Source organism: Agrococcus sp. SCSIO52902, assembly GCF_022983135.1.
Classification (GTDB): domain Bacteria; phylum Actinomycetota; class Actinomycetes; order Actinomycetales; family Microbacteriaceae; genus Agrococcus; species Agrococcus sediminis.
This window is the reverse complement of sequence record NZ_CP095269.1, coordinates 1,311,929-1,328,336: the sequence shown is the minus strand read 5'-3', so window position 1 is coordinate 1,328,336 and position 16,408 is coordinate 1,311,929. Positions and strand designations below refer to the sequence as shown.

12 protein-coding genes are annotated in these 16,408 nt (G+C 73.8%); all 12 read right to left on the bottom strand.

The window, feature by feature from the left end; all coding sequences use genetic code 11:
- The 12 genes from MU522_RS06525 to MU522_RS06470 all read right to left on the bottom strand — a co-directional run bounded on the left by MU522_RS06525 (position 1) and on the right by MU522_RS06470 (position 16,408).
- Positions 1-309 (bottom strand): flagellar protein FlgN, encoded by a 309-nt coding sequence (locus tag MU522_RS06525; RefSeq protein ID WP_128189932.1) that lies wholly within the window; start codon positions 307-309, stop codon positions 1-3.
- Between the two features lie 158 nt (positions 310-467).
- Positions 468-755, bottom strand: a complete 288-nt coding sequence (locus MU522_RS06520) for a WXG100 family type VII secretion target (RefSeq protein ID WP_128189931.1) — start codon at positions 753-755, stop codon at positions 468-470.
- Positions 756-925: 170 nt separating this feature from the next.
- A complete protein-coding gene (locus MU522_RS06515; protein WP_128189931.1) occupies positions 926-1,213 on the bottom strand; it encodes a WXG100 family type VII secretion target in 288 nt (95 codons plus the stop codon).
- Positions 1,214-1,295: 82 nt separating this feature from the next.
- Positions 1,296-5,864 carry an FtsK/SpoIIIE domain-containing protein gene (locus MU522_RS06510; RefSeq protein ID WP_246993344.1) on the bottom strand — a complete coding sequence of 1,523 codons (4,569 nt, stop codon included), beginning with the start codon at positions 5,862-5,864 and terminating at the stop codon, positions 1,296-1,298.
- A 16-nt stretch (positions 5,865-5,880) separates the two neighbouring features.
- Positions 5,881-6,606, bottom strand: coding sequence for a hypothetical protein (locus MU522_RS06505; RefSeq protein WP_246993342.1), 726 nt, complete (start codon positions 6,604-6,606; stop codon positions 5,881-5,883).
- Complete coding sequence (locus MU522_RS06500; protein WP_246993340.1) at positions 6,599-8,083, bottom strand: serine/threonine-protein kinase; 1,485 nt, start codon at positions 8,081-8,083, stop codon at positions 6,599-6,601. The genes MU522_RS06505 and MU522_RS06500 overlap by 8 nt, the downstream gene beginning before the upstream one ends.
- Positions 8,080-9,438 (bottom strand): FHA domain-containing protein, encoded by a 1,359-nt coding sequence (locus tag MU522_RS06495; protein WP_246993338.1) that lies wholly within the window; start codon positions 9,436-9,438, stop codon positions 8,080-8,082. Before MU522_RS06495 ends, MU522_RS06500 begins: the two co-directional genes overlap by 4 nt.
- Entirely contained in the window at positions 9,435-10,262 is an 828-nt protein-coding gene (locus tag MU522_RS06490; RefSeq protein ID WP_246993336.1) for a protein phosphatase 2C domain-containing protein, read from the bottom strand. Before MU522_RS06490 ends, MU522_RS06495 begins: the two co-directional genes overlap by 4 nt.
- The gene (locus MU522_RS06485) at positions 10,259-11,758 is read right to left on the bottom strand and encodes an RDD family protein (RefSeq protein ID WP_246993334.1); all 1,500 of its coding nucleotides are present in this window, start codon (positions 11,756-11,758) and stop codon (positions 10,259-10,261) included. Before MU522_RS06485 ends, MU522_RS06490 begins: the two co-directional genes overlap by 4 nt.
- Entirely contained in the window at positions 11,755-14,058 is a 2,304-nt protein-coding gene (locus tag MU522_RS06480) for a transglutaminase domain-containing protein (RefSeq protein WP_246993332.1), read from the bottom strand. The genes MU522_RS06485 and MU522_RS06480 overlap by 4 nt, the downstream gene beginning before the upstream one ends.
- Positions 14,055-15,431 carry a DUF58 domain-containing protein gene (locus tag MU522_RS06475; protein ID WP_246993330.1) on the bottom strand — a complete coding sequence of 459 codons (1,377 nt, stop codon included), beginning with the start codon at positions 15,429-15,431 and terminating at the stop codon, positions 14,055-14,057. Before MU522_RS06475 ends, MU522_RS06480 begins: the two co-directional genes overlap by 4 nt.
- Positions 15,428-16,408 (bottom strand): MoxR family ATPase, encoded by a 981-nt coding sequence (locus MU522_RS06470; protein WP_225792695.1) that lies wholly within the window; start codon positions 16,406-16,408, stop codon positions 15,428-15,430. Before MU522_RS06470 ends, MU522_RS06475 begins: the two co-directional genes overlap by 4 nt.

Genomic DNA, 16,408 nt, shown 5'->3' with positions numbered 1-16,408 from the left:
TCAGGCCGCGGCGTCGGAGGACTCGAGCTTCAGCGCGGCCTCCTGGTCGAACTCGGCGAAGCCCTCGAGCACGCCCTGGACGTGGTCGCGCACCTTGGTCATGTCGCGGGCGAGGTCGACCCGCTTGTCGTTCCAGCGGCTCTCGAAGTCGCCGGCCCGGTCGCGGAGGTCGCCGCGCCCGAACGGGCGACCGATGGCGGCCTCGAGCTCGCTCGACCGGTCGCCGGCGCTCTCGAGCTCGGTGATGATCTCGTCGAGCTGCATGCGCAGAGCGAGCAGCTCATCGAACGTGATGAGCACGTCGTGCATGATCTCCCCTTGCTCGGCGCGGCAGTCGCGCCCTCCGTCATTCCCAACCTAGGCGGGGCCGCCGCGCCCGGCGATGGGGAGGACTCCCCACCCGGTGCGCGCCGCTCCGCTCCGCGTGGAGGGGGCCGACGTCGCCGGCCCCCTCAGCGAGCATCGGCTCAGCTGCCGGCCATCTGCTCGTCGAGCGACTGGATCGCCTGCATCATGCCGCGCAGGGCCTCGCCCATGTCGGAGATGCCCTCGATCGCCTGCTCGAGGCCGGTCGTCAGCTCCTCGTAGCCCTCGCCGAACTTGCCCGACGCGTGCTGCGTCTTGAAGTCCTCACCCAGCAGGGTGTCGACCTGGCTCTTCAGGTCCTTCAGGACACCCGAGATGTCCTCCTTGCCGGTGTCGAGCTTGCCCGCCACCGACTCCATCTCGGCATAGGAAGCACCGAAATCGCTCATGGCCGTCTCCTCTTCGGATCGTGTTCCGGGGCCCGACCGGGCCACCTGAGGAAGACTCTACGATTCGCGCGCTGGGAGCGCGATGGGGAGAGGTGCCCACCCGGATCGCCCTGCCCGGACCACGCGGAAGGGGCCCGGCATCGCTGCCGGGCCCCTCGATGCCGCTGCGGTCAGCTGCCGGCCATCTGCTCGTCGAGCGACTGGATCGCCTGCATCATGCCGCGCAGGGCCTCGCCCATGTCGGAGATGCCCTCGATCGCCTGCTCGAGGCCGGTCGTCAGCTCCTCGTAGCCCTCGCCGAACTTGCCCGACGCGTGCTGCGTCTTGAAGTCCTCACCCAGCAGGGTGTCGACCTGGCTCTTCAGGTCCTTCAGGACACCCGAGATGTCCTCCTTGCCGGTGTCGAGCTTGCCCGCCACCGACTCCATCTCCGCATAGGAGGCGCCGAAATCGCTCATGGGTCCGATCCCTTCATCGTTGCCGATCCATGGCCCAGCCGGACCATCCGAGACCCCACGCTACGGAGGGGGCCCTCCCCCATCAATGGGGAGGACTCCCCATGCCCGCGGGCTCGGGCTGCGCCTGCGGGGCGAGCGCGGCGCCCTCCGGCACGAGCGGCAGCTGCACCGTGACCGCGCGGCCCTGCTGCACGAAGATGCCGCGGCCCTCGGGGAAGTCGCCGCGCTTGACCTTCGGGAAGGGCACCTTGAAGACCGAGTCGCCGTCGTAGGCGTCGGGCTTCAGCACGATGCCCTTGCGGCCGGCCTTGAAGTCGCCGATGAAGCCGTACCCGCCCGTCACCTGCGTGATGTCGGCGTCGCCGATCAGCAGGTGGTCGCTGCGGTTCACGGCCTGGAAGAGCGCCTTGAGCGCGCGCTCGGCGTCCGAGTCGGCGAACTGCGGCACGTTCTCGATCACGACCATGATGCGGCCGGGGATCGACTCGTCGCCGACGATCTCGGCGAGCTCGGTCGCGAGCTCCTTCGCGGCATCCGGCTTCGTGACGCTGCGCACCCACGGCCGGAACCCCTCGAGCGCCGACCGGCGCCCCGCGAAGTGGAACAGCCGCACGTCGGGGTCGAACCGCTCCATCGCCACGACCAGCGCGCGCATCGCGTTCGTCTTGCCCGATCCGGGCGGCCCCGCGACGATGAACGTGCCGACCGGGTCGAAGTCGCGCGGCGCGAGCGTGTCCTCGGCGACGCCGAGCACGGGCAGGTCGTCGACGCGGTCGGGCAGCTGCTCGAGCGAGAGCCGCGTGGGCAGCGCCCCGATCTCCTCGACGTCGGGCGCGCCCTGCTCGCGCAGCGCCTGCGCCAGCTGCCCCATGAGCTTCGTCTGCTCGGCCACGTTCGGCGTGCCGCCGAGCGTCGCGACCTGCATCTCGAGGCCGTCGACGATCGCGCGCCCCGGCGCCGACCGGTCGTCGAGCACGTCCTTCGGGGCGCCGACGAGCATGTAGCCCGACTCGTCCGAGAGGCGCAGCACCACGCGGCGCGAGATGTTCGAGCTCACCGCTGTCGGCACCGCGCCGGAGCGGTCGGCGGTGACGACCGCGTGGATGCCGAGCGGCCTGCCCTCGCCGAGGATGCGCATGAAGACCTGGTAGAACGGCGACCTGGCGCTCGTGATCTCCCAGTCGGCCTTGAACTGCGGGAAGTTGTCGAGCAGCAGGAAGATGCGGCTCGTCGACGGGTCGACGAGCTCGCGGTACTCGGTCAGGCTCGCGGCGCTCGCGGCGGCGAAGGCCTTCCCTCGGCGGTCGAGCTCGCGGCCGAGCGAGCGCAGCAGCCGCTGCACGCGCTCCGCGTCGTCGCCGGCGATGATCGACCCGACGTGCGGCAGCACCTCGAGCGACTTGAGCGCGCCGGAGGCGAAGTCGAGGCCGTACACCTCGGCGCGGCTCAGCTCCGGCCGGATCCCGGCGGCGATGCCGATCGTCTTCAGCAGCGTCGACTTGCCCGAGCCGGAGGTGCCGTAGACGAGCAGCGAGCCGTCGCGGTCGGGGTGGAAGTGCACGGCGTCCTGCCGCTGGCGCTCGGGGATGTCGGCCTTGCCGAGCACGATGCGGCCGTCGCCGCCCTGGGGCAGGTCGCGCAGGTCGACCGTCGTCTCCAGGTCGTCGAGCCACGGGCGGCGGGGCGCCGGGATGCCGGCGAGGCGGGTCGCCTCGATGAGGGTGCGCACCAGGCGCTTCTGGTCGTTGGGGCCGAGGTCCTCGTCGTGCGAGTCCGACTCGGGCGCGGCTTCCGGCTCCCAGCGCTGCACCGAGCCGAACCGCAGCTCGGCGACCTTCACGTCGGCGGGCTTCGCCTCGTCGGGGCGCGTCCACCCGCCCGCGTAGGCGGACTGGAACGGCACGAGCCGGCCCGGCCCCGTCTTCGCGATGCCGCGACCGGGGATGGACGGCGGGAACGACGCGGCGACGGGGTCGTCGACGACGTCCTTGGAGTCGGACTCGTCAGCCATGCGCAGCGCGACCCGCAGGTTGGTGTTCGCGCGCAGGTTGTCCTTGATGACGCCGGCGGGCCGCTGCGTGGCCATGATCAGGTGGATGCCGAGCGAGCGGCCGCGCTGCGCGATGTCGACGACGCCGTCGACGAACTCGGGGACCTCGCCCGCGAGCGCCGCGAACTCGTCGATGACGAGCACGAGCGCCGGCGGCGTCTCCGGGTCCTGCCGCTTCTCGAGCTCGAGCAGGTCCTTCGCCTTCTTGCGGTTGAAGAGGTGCTCGCGGTGGTGCAGCTCGGCGCGCAAGCTTGTGAGCGCGCGACGCACGAGGTGGGGGCTCAGGTCGGTGACGAGCCCGACGCAGTGCGGCAGCTCGACGCAGTCGGCGAAGGCGGAGCCGCCCTTGTAGTCGACGAACAGGAAGGTGACGCGGTCGGGGCTGTGCGCCGCCGCCATGCCGAGCACCCAGGCCTGCAGGAACTCCGACTTGCCGGCGCCCGTCGTGCCGCCGACGAGCGCGTGGGGTCCCTGCGTGCGCAGGTCGAGCGTCATCGCGTCCGTCGCGCCCTGGCCCATGATGGCCCGCAGCGTGCCGGCCTTCTTCAGCCGCGGCTTCTGCGCGCCCGAGCGGTCGAGGATCGTGCTGCCCTGCCGCCACCGGTCGACGACCGCGCTCGGGTCCTCGGCGAGCTCGGGCCCGACGAGGTTCAGCAGCATGACCGAGTCGGGGATGTCGGAGGAGTCGTCGATCACGATGCTCGCGTCGACGACGGGCGCGAGGCGCTTGGCGAGCATCTGCATGTAGTCGTTCGAGACGCCCTCGACGGTGACGCCCTCGTAGTCGACGCCCGAGCGCACCGTGCCGACGCGCGCGGCGCCGAGGCCCGCGGAGACGTCGACGAACGAGCGGCAGACGGCCGGCAGCGACTCCACCGTCGGCGCGACGAACACGCCGTAGACGCCGACCGCCGAGCCGCGCTCGAGGATCTGCGTGAGGCGCGGCCGGTCGACCGGCGCGTCGTTCGTGACGACGAGCACCACCGAGGTCTGGATGCTCGTGACGGTGTCCTTCGCGGCGCGCTCGACGTCGGAGCCGTACCGCATCGGGTCCCACTCCTCGTCGAACGGCGTCTTGCGGTCGGGCGCGGCCTGCTTCGAGCGGCCGAGCACGAGCTCCTCGAGCGCGTTGAGCAGCGCGGCGCCCGCGGTGGCGGAGTCGGCGAGCGGCATCTCCTTGAAGGGGCTCGTCTCGCTCGTGGTGTGCGGCAGCCACTTCATCCACTCGAGCTCGCCCGTCCACTCCGCGTCGCAGATGGCCACGGTCACGACCTCGTTGGGGGCGTGCAGGCCGTACAGCTGCACGGCCAGGCCCCGCAGCGCATCCGCCGCGAGCGACTTCGGGCCCGCCACGCCGATCGAGCCGACGGCCGAGAACGACTCGACGATCGGCACGTCGTCGACGTAGCGGTAGCGCTCGCGCAGGCGCTCGACGCGCTCGATGTACTCGGGCAGGCCGTCCTGCGACTCCTCGTCCTTGATGGAGTTGCGCGACTCGGCGCGGCAGGTGCCGAGCCGCACCGACAGGAAGTTCCAGTGCTCGGGGCGCCTGGTCCAGAGCATGGGGCCCAGCCGCATCGCGTGCTCGAAGACCTCGGCGACCGGCGGCACCTCGAGGCCGCGCAGCCGCTCCTCGACGGGCTTCTCGCGGTAGAGGGTCTCCTCGAGCTCCTCGTATCGGGTCTCGAACAGCTGCGTCTCGAGCTTGCGCTTCTGCCCGTTCTGGGTGCGCATGTTGATGAAGTTGCCGAGCAGCATGAGCGGCGTCATGAGCGCGATGATGATCGACCGCGGGTTGTTCGTCATCGCGAACAGCGCGCCGGCGAGCAGGATGGGCGTCACGAGCATCGGCCATGGGAAGAGCCGCTGCACCATCTCCTTCGGCAGCCGCGGACCCTTGTAGGCGGTGCCCGGGTAGCGCGCCTCGACGCGCGGGCTGCGGTTGAACATGAGCGCGCCGCCGCGCTCGAGCACGGGGTCGGGGCCGGATGCGTCGAAGGCGCCCACGAGCGAGACGGCCAGGTCGGAGTCGCCGATGGTGAAGACCGCCCCCGGCACGACCCGCAGGCGGGAGACGAGGCCGCCGTCGACGAGCACGCCGTTCGCCGAGTTGAGGTCGACGACCTCGATGTGCGCGCCCACCTCGATGCGGGCGTGCCGCTTCGACACGAGCGGGTCGGCGAGCACGATGTCGTTCGCGGCGTCGCGGCCGATCGTCGCGTGCCCGCGGGCGAGCTGGAACTCCTGCCCCGCGAGCGGGCCGCGGACGACGCGCAGCACCGCGACCGCCTCGAGCGCGGTGCCTGCGCGGCCGCCCCGCTGCGCCCCGGCGGCGCCGAGGTTCGCGACCTGCGTGTGGAATCCGCTGCCGATCGGCGCCTCGGCGATGAGCGCATCGGGCTGCAGCTGCACGAGCGCCTGCTCGGTGGGCGGGGCGACGGCGAGGGTGAGCGTGTCGGCGTCGGAGCACGGGATCGAGCGCGCCGGGTCGGCGAGCGCGATCTGCCGCGCCACGTCCTCCACCGTCGCCGTCGAGTCGGCGGTGATGACGACGTCGGTCGCCTCGGTCGCCGGGCGGTGGAGGGTCAGCTTGACCTTCATGCAGGCATCCTCACGGTCAGTCCTGGTCGTCGGCGTCGCGCAGCGCCGGGTCGTCGAGCAGGTCGAGGTCGGCGCGGGTGACGAGCTGCGACGAGACGGCGTACTCGACGAGGCGGGCGCGACGGTTGCTCGCGAGCTTCCCGACACCGCCGCGCAGGCCCTGCACGCCCATCCGATCGAGCTTGTCGCAGACGTTGTCGAGCTTGCGGTTGAAGCGGCTCATCGTCCACCCGAGCCGCTCGGCGGCGGCGCCGCTCGAGGGCAGCTCGCTCACGCCCACCCCATCGCGGCGCAGCATCGGCTCGGCGAGTGCCACGATGAGCAGCTTCTGCAGCTGCGTCAGGCCCACCGGCATGACCGTGGTCTCGCCCGACGAGCGGCGGCGGTGCTCGGTCGACATCGCGAACGAGGCGTCGTCGCAGTGCAGCCCCAGCTCGTACGTCGTGGGGCCCGCGGTGAAGACGATCGAGCACTCGGAGAACACGATCGGCAGCCGCGCGCCGGGCGAGAGCCACGACTGCACGGCACCGCCCGCGCTCGAGACGGTCGCCGACAGGCGCGAGCCGACGTTCGACAGCCACCACAGCCCGTCGCGGTGGCGCAGCTCGAGGAACGCGCGGTGCAGGTACTGGTTGTCGTCGACCGTGAGGTCGCCCTCGCGGCCGATCACGAACGGCTTCGCCGGGTCGAGCGTGCACCACTCGCCGGCGAACTCGATCTGCAGCACGGGCGCCTCAGCCATCGACGCACCCCGTCGCGTCGTTCGAGGCGCGCCCGTCGGCGCGCACGAGCCGCACGAGCACGCAGGTCTCGCCATCAGGATCGCGCTGCACGGCCACCTCCGGGGTGTTGACGATCGCGGTCACCGGGTCGGCGTCGCTCGGCTCGGTGCGGTACTGGAACGTGTCGCCCTCCTGCGGCTGGGCGTTGACCCAGCGGAACACGACGGTCTCGCCGTCGACCTCGCCGACGACGTTGATCGGCTGCGGCGGCCGCTGCGCGGGCGCCGGCGCGGCGACCGTCGCGGAGGGGTTCCCCGACGGCGGCGGCTCGTCGCCGGCCGCGAGCGCCATCCACACGATGCCGCCGCCGACGAGCACGACGAGCGCGGCGCCGACGATCGCCGCCGCCGTGCGGCGCGGGTCGCGCGCCGCCGGGGCCGGGGCGTCCTGCGCGACCGGCGCGGACGCATCCGCCACCGCCTGCCCGGGGCGCGGGCGGCGCATCGTGGCGTCGGGGGCGGCGAGCGCGCTCGGCGCCGGCTCGCCCGCGTGCGGGTCGATCGAGACGACCCCGCGGATGCGCGTCGCGCCGCCGTCCTCCTCGTCGACCTCGTCGGCGTCGAGCGAGTCGTCGAGCACGTCGAGCGGCGTCACCGGCAGCGCCATCTCGGCCTCGACCTGCTGCAGCGCGCGCCCGAAGGCGACCGCCGACGCGTAGCGGCGCGACGGGTCGGGGTCCATCGCCGACGCGAGCACCGCCTCGAGGCGCGGGGGCACGTCGTGGCGGGCGAGCGGCGAGATCTCGCCGCGCTGGATGCGGTCGATGAGGTCGACGCTCGTGTTGCTGCCGCCGGGCAGCTCGAACGGCGTGCGGCCCGCGAGCAGCGTCGAGAGCGTGGCGGCGAGCGAGAAGACGTCGGATGCGGGGCTCGACCGGGGCGGATCCTGGAAGGCCTCGGGCGGCGACCACGGGATCGACATGCCGCTCGTGTCGTCGGCGCCGCCGGCGCTCGTCGCGATGCCGAAGTCGGTGAGCGCGGGGCGGTTGTAGGCGGTCACGAGGATGTTCGCGGGCTTGATGTCGCGGTGCAGGATGCCCGCCCGGTGCGCGGTCTCGACGGCGCCGGCGATCTGCACGCCGAGCGAGAGCACCTCGGGCACCGCGAACCGGTCGCGCCGGTAGCGCACGCCGAGGTTGGGCTTCGGGCAGTACTCCATCGCGAGGTAGGGGCGGCCGTCGGGCGCGACGGCAGCGCCGTAGATCGTCACGATCGACGGGTGCGTCGACAGCTGCGCCATGACGTTCGCCTCGTGGCGGAAGTTCTCGATGAGCTCGCGGTTGACGGCGTCGGGCAGCAGCACCTTCACGGCCACGCGGCGCGACGGCAGCAGCTGCTGGTAGAGGAAGACGTCGGCGAAGCCGCCGGAGCCCAGCAGCGAGACGTAGTCGTAGCCGGGCAGCTCGGGCGGGGCCGAGGGCGCGCGCTTCGGGCTCATCGGGTCGTCCCGTCGGGCGCCGCGTCGCCGACCGGCTCGATCGTGAGCACGACCCCGTCGCCGAGGTCGAGGCGGTCGCCGAGCTGCAGGATGGTCGACGCCTCCGGCCGCAGCCGCTGCGGCGCAGAGCCCTCGCGCAGCAGCAGCGTGCCGTTCGTCGAGCTGAGGTCGACGGCGACGATGTTCCAGTCCTCGATCCGCAGCTCGAGGTGGCTGCGCGAGACGTCCTCCCCCGGGCTGTCGACGGTCACGAGGCGCGGCACGCGGCCGTCCTCGACCCGGCGGGAGCGCGGGCGGCGGCCGACGACCACGCCGCGGCCGAGCGGCACGCGCTCGCCGGAGGGCAGCACGGCGACCGCGACCTCGGGCCGGCGGCGCTGCGCGGCGGAGCTCTCGTCGACGCGCGCGCCGCACTGGGCGCAGTGCGCCGTGCCGGGCGCGTTCACGTGGCCGCGCGGGCACAGGGTCGAGAGCACGAGCGGTCCGGTGGCGGGCGCCGGCTCGCGAGCGCCGCCCTCGGCCCGTTCGGCCTGCAGCCGGCGCGCCTGCTCGGCGGTGATCGTCATGCCGTCGTGGTCGCCGGTGGCCGCGGCCGCGGGCGGGAGCACCGGCTCGGGCGCGGATGCGGCGGCGGGCGTCGAGGGCGCGGCCGCGCGTGCGGGCGGTGAGGGCTCGGGGATCGCGCGCACGTCGACCGCGGGCCGGATGAAGCCCGGCACGGAGTCGATGAGGCCGCCGATCGGGTTGCCCGTGTCGGCGGGGACGTCGGCCGCTGCGCGATCCTCGTCCGGCGCGGGCGGCGTCGGCGCGGGGGCGGGGGCCGGCGTCGGCGCGGGCACGGCAGCCGGCGCGGGCAGGGGCGCCGTCTGCCCGAACGCACCCGCAGCCGGCGCGGGCGCGGGCTCCGGCGCGGCGTCCGGCGCCGGCAGCGCGGGCTCGAGCTCGACCACCGGGGCGACGCGCACGGCGGCGACGCGGACGATGCCGCCGTCGAACGGGAGCGTCGCGGCGTCGAGGGCCGCGAGCCCGCCCGCGGCCACCGCCTCGTCGGGCCGCAGCGCATCCGTCGCCCACTCGGCGCCGAACCGGTCGGGCAGCGCGGCGTCGGCGGTCGTCGCCGGCACGCCGAGGCGGCGCAGCAGCGTGCGCTCGCCCGGCAGGTCGACGAGGCCCAGGAGCGCGGCGGGCTCGACGTCGAGCACCGCGCGGAGGTCGTCCACCGACTCGACCGCGGCCGCGGCGTCGTGCAGCGCCCGCGCCCGCACGGGCGGCAGGTCGCGCTCGCAGACCAGCACCACGCGGCCGGCCGCGACGCACCAGGCCTCGCCGGGCGCGTACTCGATGCGTGCGCTCATCGCAGCGCCTCCCTCGGGATCGTGTCGTCGACCGACTGCGCGTGCGTGTCGTGCAGGTCGCCGTCGGCGAGGGCGACGGCGTCGACGTCGACGACCACCACCGAGACGTTGTCGGGCGCGCCGGCGTCGAGGGCGCGGCGCAGCAGCAGCGCCGCGGCGGCGGCGGGCGAGGCGACGTCGCCGAGGATCTCGGCGATCTCGTCGTCCTCGACCTCGCCGGTGAGCCCGTCCGAGCAGACGAGCAGGCGCTGCCCGCGCTCGGCGGGGCGCAGCCACACGTCTGCGGCCTGGCGCTCGCCGGGCCCGAGGGCGCGCGTGATGACGTTGCGGTGCGGGTGGCTGCGGGCCTCGGCGCGGCGGAGGGCGCCTGCCTCGACGAGCTCCTGCACGACGGAGTGGTCGACCGTCACCTGCTGCAGCGCGCCCTGCTCGAAGAGGTAGGTGCGCGAGTCGCCGATGTTGAGCACGAGCCAGTGGGCGACGCCGTCGACGTCGACGAGCACCGAGCCCGTGAGCGTCGTGCCGCCGATCGGCTCGTCGAGCGCGCGCGTGCGCACGTCGTCGAAGGCGCGCTCCACGGCCTCCTCGACGCACGCGACGTCGGCGAGCGTGCGGCCCTTGAGGCTGCGGAACGCCTCGACCGCGAGCGCGCTCGCGACGTCGCCGGAGGCGTGGCCGCCCATGCCGTCGGCGACGAGGAAGACCGGGAAGGAGGCGAAGACGGAGTCCTCGTTGACGGTGCGGCGCGCGCCGGGGTGGGTGGCGCCCGCCCAGCGCAGCGCGATCGACGGGTGGCTGAAGCGGAACTCGCCGACGGCGCTCACGCGACTCCCTCCACCGTCACGGTGCGGTCGCCGAACCGCACGACGTCGCCGGGCACGAGCGCGAACGGCGCACCCGGCGCGAGCGGGTGCTCGACACCGCCGCGCACGACGCTCGAGCCGTTCGTCGACGCGCGGTCGACCGCCGCGAGCGGCGCCGCGGTGATGAGCAGGTGGGTCTTCGAGATCGAGCGCGTGTCGTCGGCGATCGGCAGCAGGTGCTCGACGACCTCGCCGGCGGCCGGCGCGGGGTTGCGCCCGATGAGCGCGGCGCCCGTGATGGCGAACCGGTCGCCGCTGTCGAACGCGAGCGTCGCGACAGCCGCGCGGGTCGACGCCCGCGCGCGCGTGGCGTCGAGGTCGTCGTCGGCCTCGACGACCTCCACGCGGCGCACGGTGCGGTCGTCGATGCCCTCGTCCGAGCCGTCGTCGAAGCCGCCGTCGAGATCCGGCTCGATGATCGTGTGCTCGTCGATCGGGCCCGACGGCGCGGGGGCGGGGTGCGTCGGCGAGGCGACCGGACGGCTCGCGGCCGGGGCCGGGCGGCCGCCGGGCACGCTGTCGACGATGCCGCCGAGGCCCTCGCCGGCGCCGGGCGATGGCGAGGAGGGTGCGATGGGGCGCCCGGCGCCGCTCAGCTCGCCCGGCCGGTACCCGCCGAGGCGGGCCCCGCCCGCCGGCATGCCCGGCACGGTGTGGCTGGGCGCGGGCTCCGCCGGCTGCGCGCCGATGCCGACGGCGTCGCCGCCCGGCTGCTGGGGGCGCGCGACGCCCACGACGCCCGAGCTCGTGCGGGCGCCCGGACGGTAGGCCTGCGCGAGCCGGTCGGCGGGGGTCGCGAGCGACGGCAGCTGCGACTTGGCCGCCTCCGGCTCGGCGGCGATCGTCTTCCGCGCGATGCGCATCTTCTTGTCGTGGTACGGATCCAGGCCGTCGCGGACATCCACGAACCAGGTGCGGCCGACCTTGTCGAGCCAGCCCCGACCGCGCTTCTCGCTGTCGAGCAGCGGCGAGGCGAGGAAGAGCGCGGTGCCGAGCACGGGCAGCGCGCCGCTCGCCCACAGCACGAGCGCGCGCAGCAGCGCCCTGCCGACCCCGGGCCGCTGCAGCGTCGCCACGTTGACGCTGCGGATGCCGACGAACGCCTTGCCGAGGGTCACGCCCCTGCGGCCGTGCAGCACGATCTGGACGATCGAGAAGGCGGTGGCGAGGACGGCCGAGACGACGGTCGCGACCACCATCCACACGAAGTCCGGGTGCGACACGAGCCCGTAGGGCTGCAGCGAGCCCGTGACGACCTTCAGCACCGTCGGCAGCGCGACGATCCAGAACGGCAGGTGCACGAGCGCGAAGACGGCGAGCTCGATGGCCGAGGCGAGCGCGCGGCGCCCGAAGGGGGCGGGGCGCAGCCCGAGCGCGGCGGCGTACTCGGGGTCGGGCCGGCCCGACTCGTCGAGCCCCTCGACGACCGTCCTGCCCTCGTCGATCTCCCAGATCATCGTCGCCTCCGCTCCTGCCTGCGCCTCGCGAACGACCGCAGCGAGAGCGTGCTCAGCAGGCGACGCCGCGGCGTCGCCTCCGAGCGCATGCCCTTGACGCTGCGCTCCACGTCCGCCCAGAACGCATCCACGTCATCCCGGGCCGGCTCGCCCGGTCCGAAGACGCCCTCGTCGACGAACTCGCCGATGGCCGTCGCCCTCGACCGAGGGTAGCGATCCTCCACCACCCCGGCGACCTCGCGGCGGGTGACGCCGGCGGGGATGGGCAGGCCCAGGTCGACCGCATGGTCGACGACCTCGTGCCAGCCGCCCGAGAGGCGGTCGCTCTCGCGCTCGGCGCGGAAGCGCCGCTTCCTCCGCGCGGCCTTCAGCGCCCCGACGACGAGGAACGGCAGCAGGAGCAGCAGGAGCAGCAGCAGCACGCCGCCCGCGATCCAGAGCCAGATCCCCCACGAGGCGTCCTCGACCTCCTCGTCGTCCTCCTGGCCCTCGTCGGCGACCGTGTCGGGCGAGAGCTCGGCCGGCTCCTCCGGCGGCTGCGGCGGCTGCAGCACCTGCGGCTTGGGCTGCGGCTGCGGCTCGGGCTCCGGCTGGATGCTGTCGTTGTCCTCGGGCGGCGTGGGGTCGAACCGCACCCAGCCGTAGCCCTCGAACGGGATCTCGACCCACGCGTGCATGTCGCCGCCGGTGAGCTCGACCGGCTCGTCGCCGCCCGTGAAGCCGTCGTCCGGGTAGAGGCCCATCACGACGCGCGAGGGCACGTTGATGCGCGAGAGCGCGAGCGCGAACGCGGTCGCGTACTGCTCGTCGTCGCCGAGCAGCACCTCCTGGTCGAACATCGACTGGATGCGGGATGCGCCGTGGCCCGCGAGCGAGGGGAAGTCGCCCTCGAGGCCGTGGCTGAAGGCGCCGCTCGTCATCAGCCGCTGCATCTCGAGGATGTTCTCGAACTGGTTCTGGCCGGTCGCGCCGCGCTCGTTGACCCATGCCTGCAGCAGGTCGGGCACGACCGCGGGCTCCGGCACCTCCACGCTCGTGATCGCGACGCCCTCGAGCTCGTCGATGTCGGGCTGCTGGGGCACGATCGCCTCGAGCGTGTAGGCGTCGCCGGCGGCGAGCCCGTCGAGCGCGATCGCGGTGCCCGTCTGGCCGTTGTAGTGCAGCGAGCCCTGCAGCTCACCGGCGCGCGGCCCGTCGAAGCGCAGCGACTGCGTGTAGCCGACGCCCGGCACCCAGATGCCCGAGTACGCCTGCAGGTCGACCCGCACCTCGACCGGGTCGCCCGACTGCTGCACGAGCACCTCGTCGCCGATGCGCGCGAACGAGCCGGAGCCGCTCGTCTGCTGCGCGCCGGCGACGGCGAAGACGGTGCCGTCGTAGTAGTCGAACGTGGCGATGCGCAGCCGCCCGTCCTCGGGCATGCCGCGGACGGTGAGCAGCGCCTCCTCGTCGAAGTTCTTGTGCCAGTCGCGGAAGCCGGCGAGCGGGCTCGGGTGCTCGGCGAGCTCGATGGGCGGCTCGACGACGTCGCGCAGCACCGCGCGGCTCTGCGGCTGGATGGGGATGCTCACGAGCGCCGCGACCGCCATGGCGGCGGCGATCATCGCGATCGCGCCGCGCGACCGCTGCCGGCGCGCGCGCACCCGGTGGCGCGTGTCGTTCGTGACCTCGACCTCGTCGTTGAGCCCGGTGCGCCACGACGCCCGGCGCCAGGCCCACCAGGCGACGACGACGCCCGCGACGACCACGCCGAGCGCGATCGGCCAGAAGGCGATCTTGGTGCCGAAGGCGATGCCGACGACGAGCGCGAGGAGGCCGGGGAGCATCGCGAGGGGCGCGCCCCGGCGCAGCCGCAGGGCGAGCACCGTCGCGAGCGTCGCGCACACGAGCATCGTGAGGAACGGCACGACGAGCAGGCTCGGGAAGCCCTCGGCGGGCGGCTCGGCGGTCAGCAGGCCCTTCCACGAGTAGACGACGCCGAGCAGCAGCTCGCGCCACGCCTCGAGCGTCGGGAGCACGCCGAAGAGGGTGCTGCGCGGCACCGCGAGCGCGGGCCCCAGCACGATGAGCGCCAGCACGACGCCCGCGGCGGTCATGAGCCAGCTGCGCAGCGGGCGCAGGCTCGTCGCGACGCCGACCGCGATGCCGGCCAGCGCGCCGCCGATGCCGGCGACGAGGTACGCGTGGCCGCCGAAGACCGGCCCGAACGAGAGCGTCGCCGCGACCATGACGAGCAGCACGGCCCCGCAGTCGATCGCCGCCTGCGCCGGCGTGCGCGGCAGGAGCTGGTCGCGGCTCACTGGAGCCCCACCCCTCGCATGACGCGCGGCAGGTCGCTGACCGAGCCGATGGTCGCGAGCGCGACGTCGCCGATGGGCCGGAGCTTCGGGCTCGCGCCCCGCACGACGGTGAAGACGATGACGCGCGCCTGCGTCGGCAGCAGCGTGCGCGCGCGGCGCACGAGCATGGGGTCGACGTTCGCGCCGGCGTGCAGCATGACGACGGATGCCCCGGCATGCTGCCGCGCGATCGTCGCGGCGAGGTCGAGGAAGCGGTCGTCGCGCGGCGACCACTCGACGCCCGAGAGCGCGTCGAGCAGCCGCTTGCCGGTCGTCGCCGGCAGCGTGCGGCGCGACGTCTGCACCACGACATCCATCTCGTCGCGCACCGCCTGCAGGCCGAGCGAGCCGAGGGTCGAGATGGCGGTCTCGAACTCCTGCGGGTCGGCGTAGTCGTCGGGGCTCGTGGAGAGCCCGAGCGCGAGCACGCTCCGCCGGGTCTGCTCGAACTGGCGCACCATGAGCTGGCCGGTGCGGGCGGAGGACTTCCAGTGGATGTAGCGGCGGTCGTCGCCCGCGACGTAGTCGCGCAGCGCGTGGAACGCGATGTCGCTGCTCGTGAGGTCGCGGGTGGTGATGCCCTCGAGGTCGCGGATGAGGCCGGGCGCGGTCTCGTCGAGCTGCACCGTCTTCGGGTGGACGAAGAGCTCGACGGGATCGGTCCACTTCACCTGCCGTCGCAGCAGCCCCACGGGGTCGCCGCGCACCGAGCGCACGGGGCCGACCTGCAGGATCGTGCGGCGGCTCGTCGGGATCGCGAACACGTCCTCGTGCACGTCGCCCGGCTGCATGCGCGGCAGGTGGAACGAGGCGAGCGCCTTCCCGACGGGCACCTCGATCGTCGCGGGCAGCAGCGGCTTCGTCGAGGCGGCGTGGATCTCGATCCGGCCGAGCGCCCGCTCGCCGACGACGACGCGCGTGTAGGCGAGGTCGAGCTCGATGCGGTACCGGTTGCGCCCGACGATGAAGCCGATGCCGCCGATGAGCAGCAGCGCCCCGGCGATGCCGATGACGATGAGCTCCTTCCAGCCGAGCCCGATGCCCGCGACGAGCGCGACGGCCGTGCCGACGAGCACTGCCCAGCCGAAGCCGGTGATCGGCTCGAGCACGGGCCACACCCGCACGCGCAGCCACCGCACCGCCTGCCGCCACCACGCCGAGACGACCGACTCGTCGCCCACGACCGCGTCGAGCGCGCGCTGCAGCGGCGTGCGGTCGCGCAGCGCTGCGCGGCGCAGCCGGGTGGTGCCGGATGCGCCGGTGTCGGCGACGCCGGCGGTGTCGGTGTCAGGTGGGGGCGCGGTCGACGTCGCCCGCTCGGGCGCCGTCGTCATGCAGCGTGCTGCCGGTCCTGCGGCGCGGCGACGTCGGCGATGGCCCGGTCGATGATGCGGTCGCCGGTGACGCCCGAGAACTCGGCCTCGGGGTCGATGACGATGCGGTGCGCCCACACCGACTGGGCGAGCTCCTTGACGTCGTCGGGCAGCACGAACGCGCGGCCCTTCGACGCGGCCCACACCTTGACCGCGCGCATGAGCGCCATCGCGCCGCGCACCGAGACGCCCAGGCGCGTGTCCTTCGACTCGCGGGTGTGCTCCGAGAGCTGCGCGACGTAGTCGAGCACGGCGTGGTCGACGTGCACGGTCGAGGCGAGGTCGATCATCTCGGCGATCGCACCCGTGGTGATCACGGGCTGCACGCCGGCGGATGCGTTGCGGTTCGAGGCGCCGGCGAGGATGCGGACGGTCTGCTCGCGGCCGGGGTAGCCGATCGACGTCTTCATGAGGAAGCGGTCGAGCTGCGCCTCGGGCAGGCGGTAGGTGCCGGCCTGCTCGATCGGGTTCTGCGTCGCGATGACCATGAACGGGCGGCCGACCGAGTAGGGCGTGCCGTCGACGGTCACGCGGCCCTCCTCCATCACCTCGAGCAGCGCCGACTGCGTCTTCGGGCTCGCGCGGTTGATCTCGTCGGCGAGCACGATCGAGGCGAAGATCGGGCCCTTGTGGAACTCGAACTCGCCGGTCTTCTGGTCGTAGACGGTGACGCCGGTGACGTCGGAGGGCAGCAGGTCGGGCGTGAACTGGATGCGGTGGTTCGTGCCCTGCACGGTCGCCGCCATGGACTTCGCCAGCTGCGTCTTGCCCGTGCCGGGCGCGTCCTCGAGCAGCAGGTGGCCCTCGGCGAGCATCGCGGTGAACGCGAGCCGGATGACGTCGTCCTTGCCCAGCACGACGCCGCCGACGGTGTCGACGAGTCGGGTGAACGTCTCGGCGAACCACGCCGCCTGCTCTCGGGTCATCGGTGCGCTCAT

Bases quoted from the DNA above. Each gene is read 5' to 3' on its own strand.
- MU522_RS06525 (WP_128189932.1), bottom strand. From the start codon at position 309: ATGCACGACGTGCTCATCACGTTCGATGAGCTGCTCGCTCTGCGCATG.
- MU522_RS06520 (WP_128189931.1), bottom strand. From the start codon at position 755: ATGAGCGATTTCGGTGCTTCCTATGCCGAGATGGAGTCGGTGGCGGGC.
- MU522_RS06515 (WP_128189931.1), bottom strand. From the start codon at position 1,213: ATGAGCGATTTCGGCGCCTCCTATGCGGAGATGGAGTCGGTGGCGGGC.
- MU522_RS06510 (WP_246993344.1), bottom strand. From the start codon at position 5,864: ATGAAGGTCAAGCTGACCCTCCACCGCCCGGCGACCGAGGCGACCGAC.
- MU522_RS06505 (WP_246993342.1), bottom strand. From the start codon at position 6,606: ATGGCTGAGGCGCCCGTGCTGCAGATCGAGTTCGCCGGCGAGTGGTGC.
- MU522_RS06500 (WP_246993340.1), bottom strand. From the start codon at position 8,083: ATGAGCCCGAAGCGCGCGCCCTCGGCCCCGCCCGAGCTGCCCGGCTAC.
- MU522_RS06495 (WP_246993338.1), bottom strand. From the start codon at position 9,438: ATGAGCGCACGCATCGAGTACGCGCCCGGCGAGGCCTGGTGCGTCGCG.
- MU522_RS06485 (WP_246993334.1), bottom strand. From the start codon at position 11,758: ATGATCTGGGAGATCGACGAGGGCAGGACGGTCGTCGAGGGGCTCGAC.
- MU522_RS06475 (WP_246993330.1), bottom strand. From the start codon at position 15,431: ATGACGACGGCGCCCGAGCGGGCGACGTCGACCGCGCCCCCACCTGAC.
- MU522_RS06470 (WP_225792695.1), bottom strand. From the start codon at position 16,408: ATGAGCGCACCGATGACCCGAGAGCAGGCGGCGTGGTTCGCCGAGACG.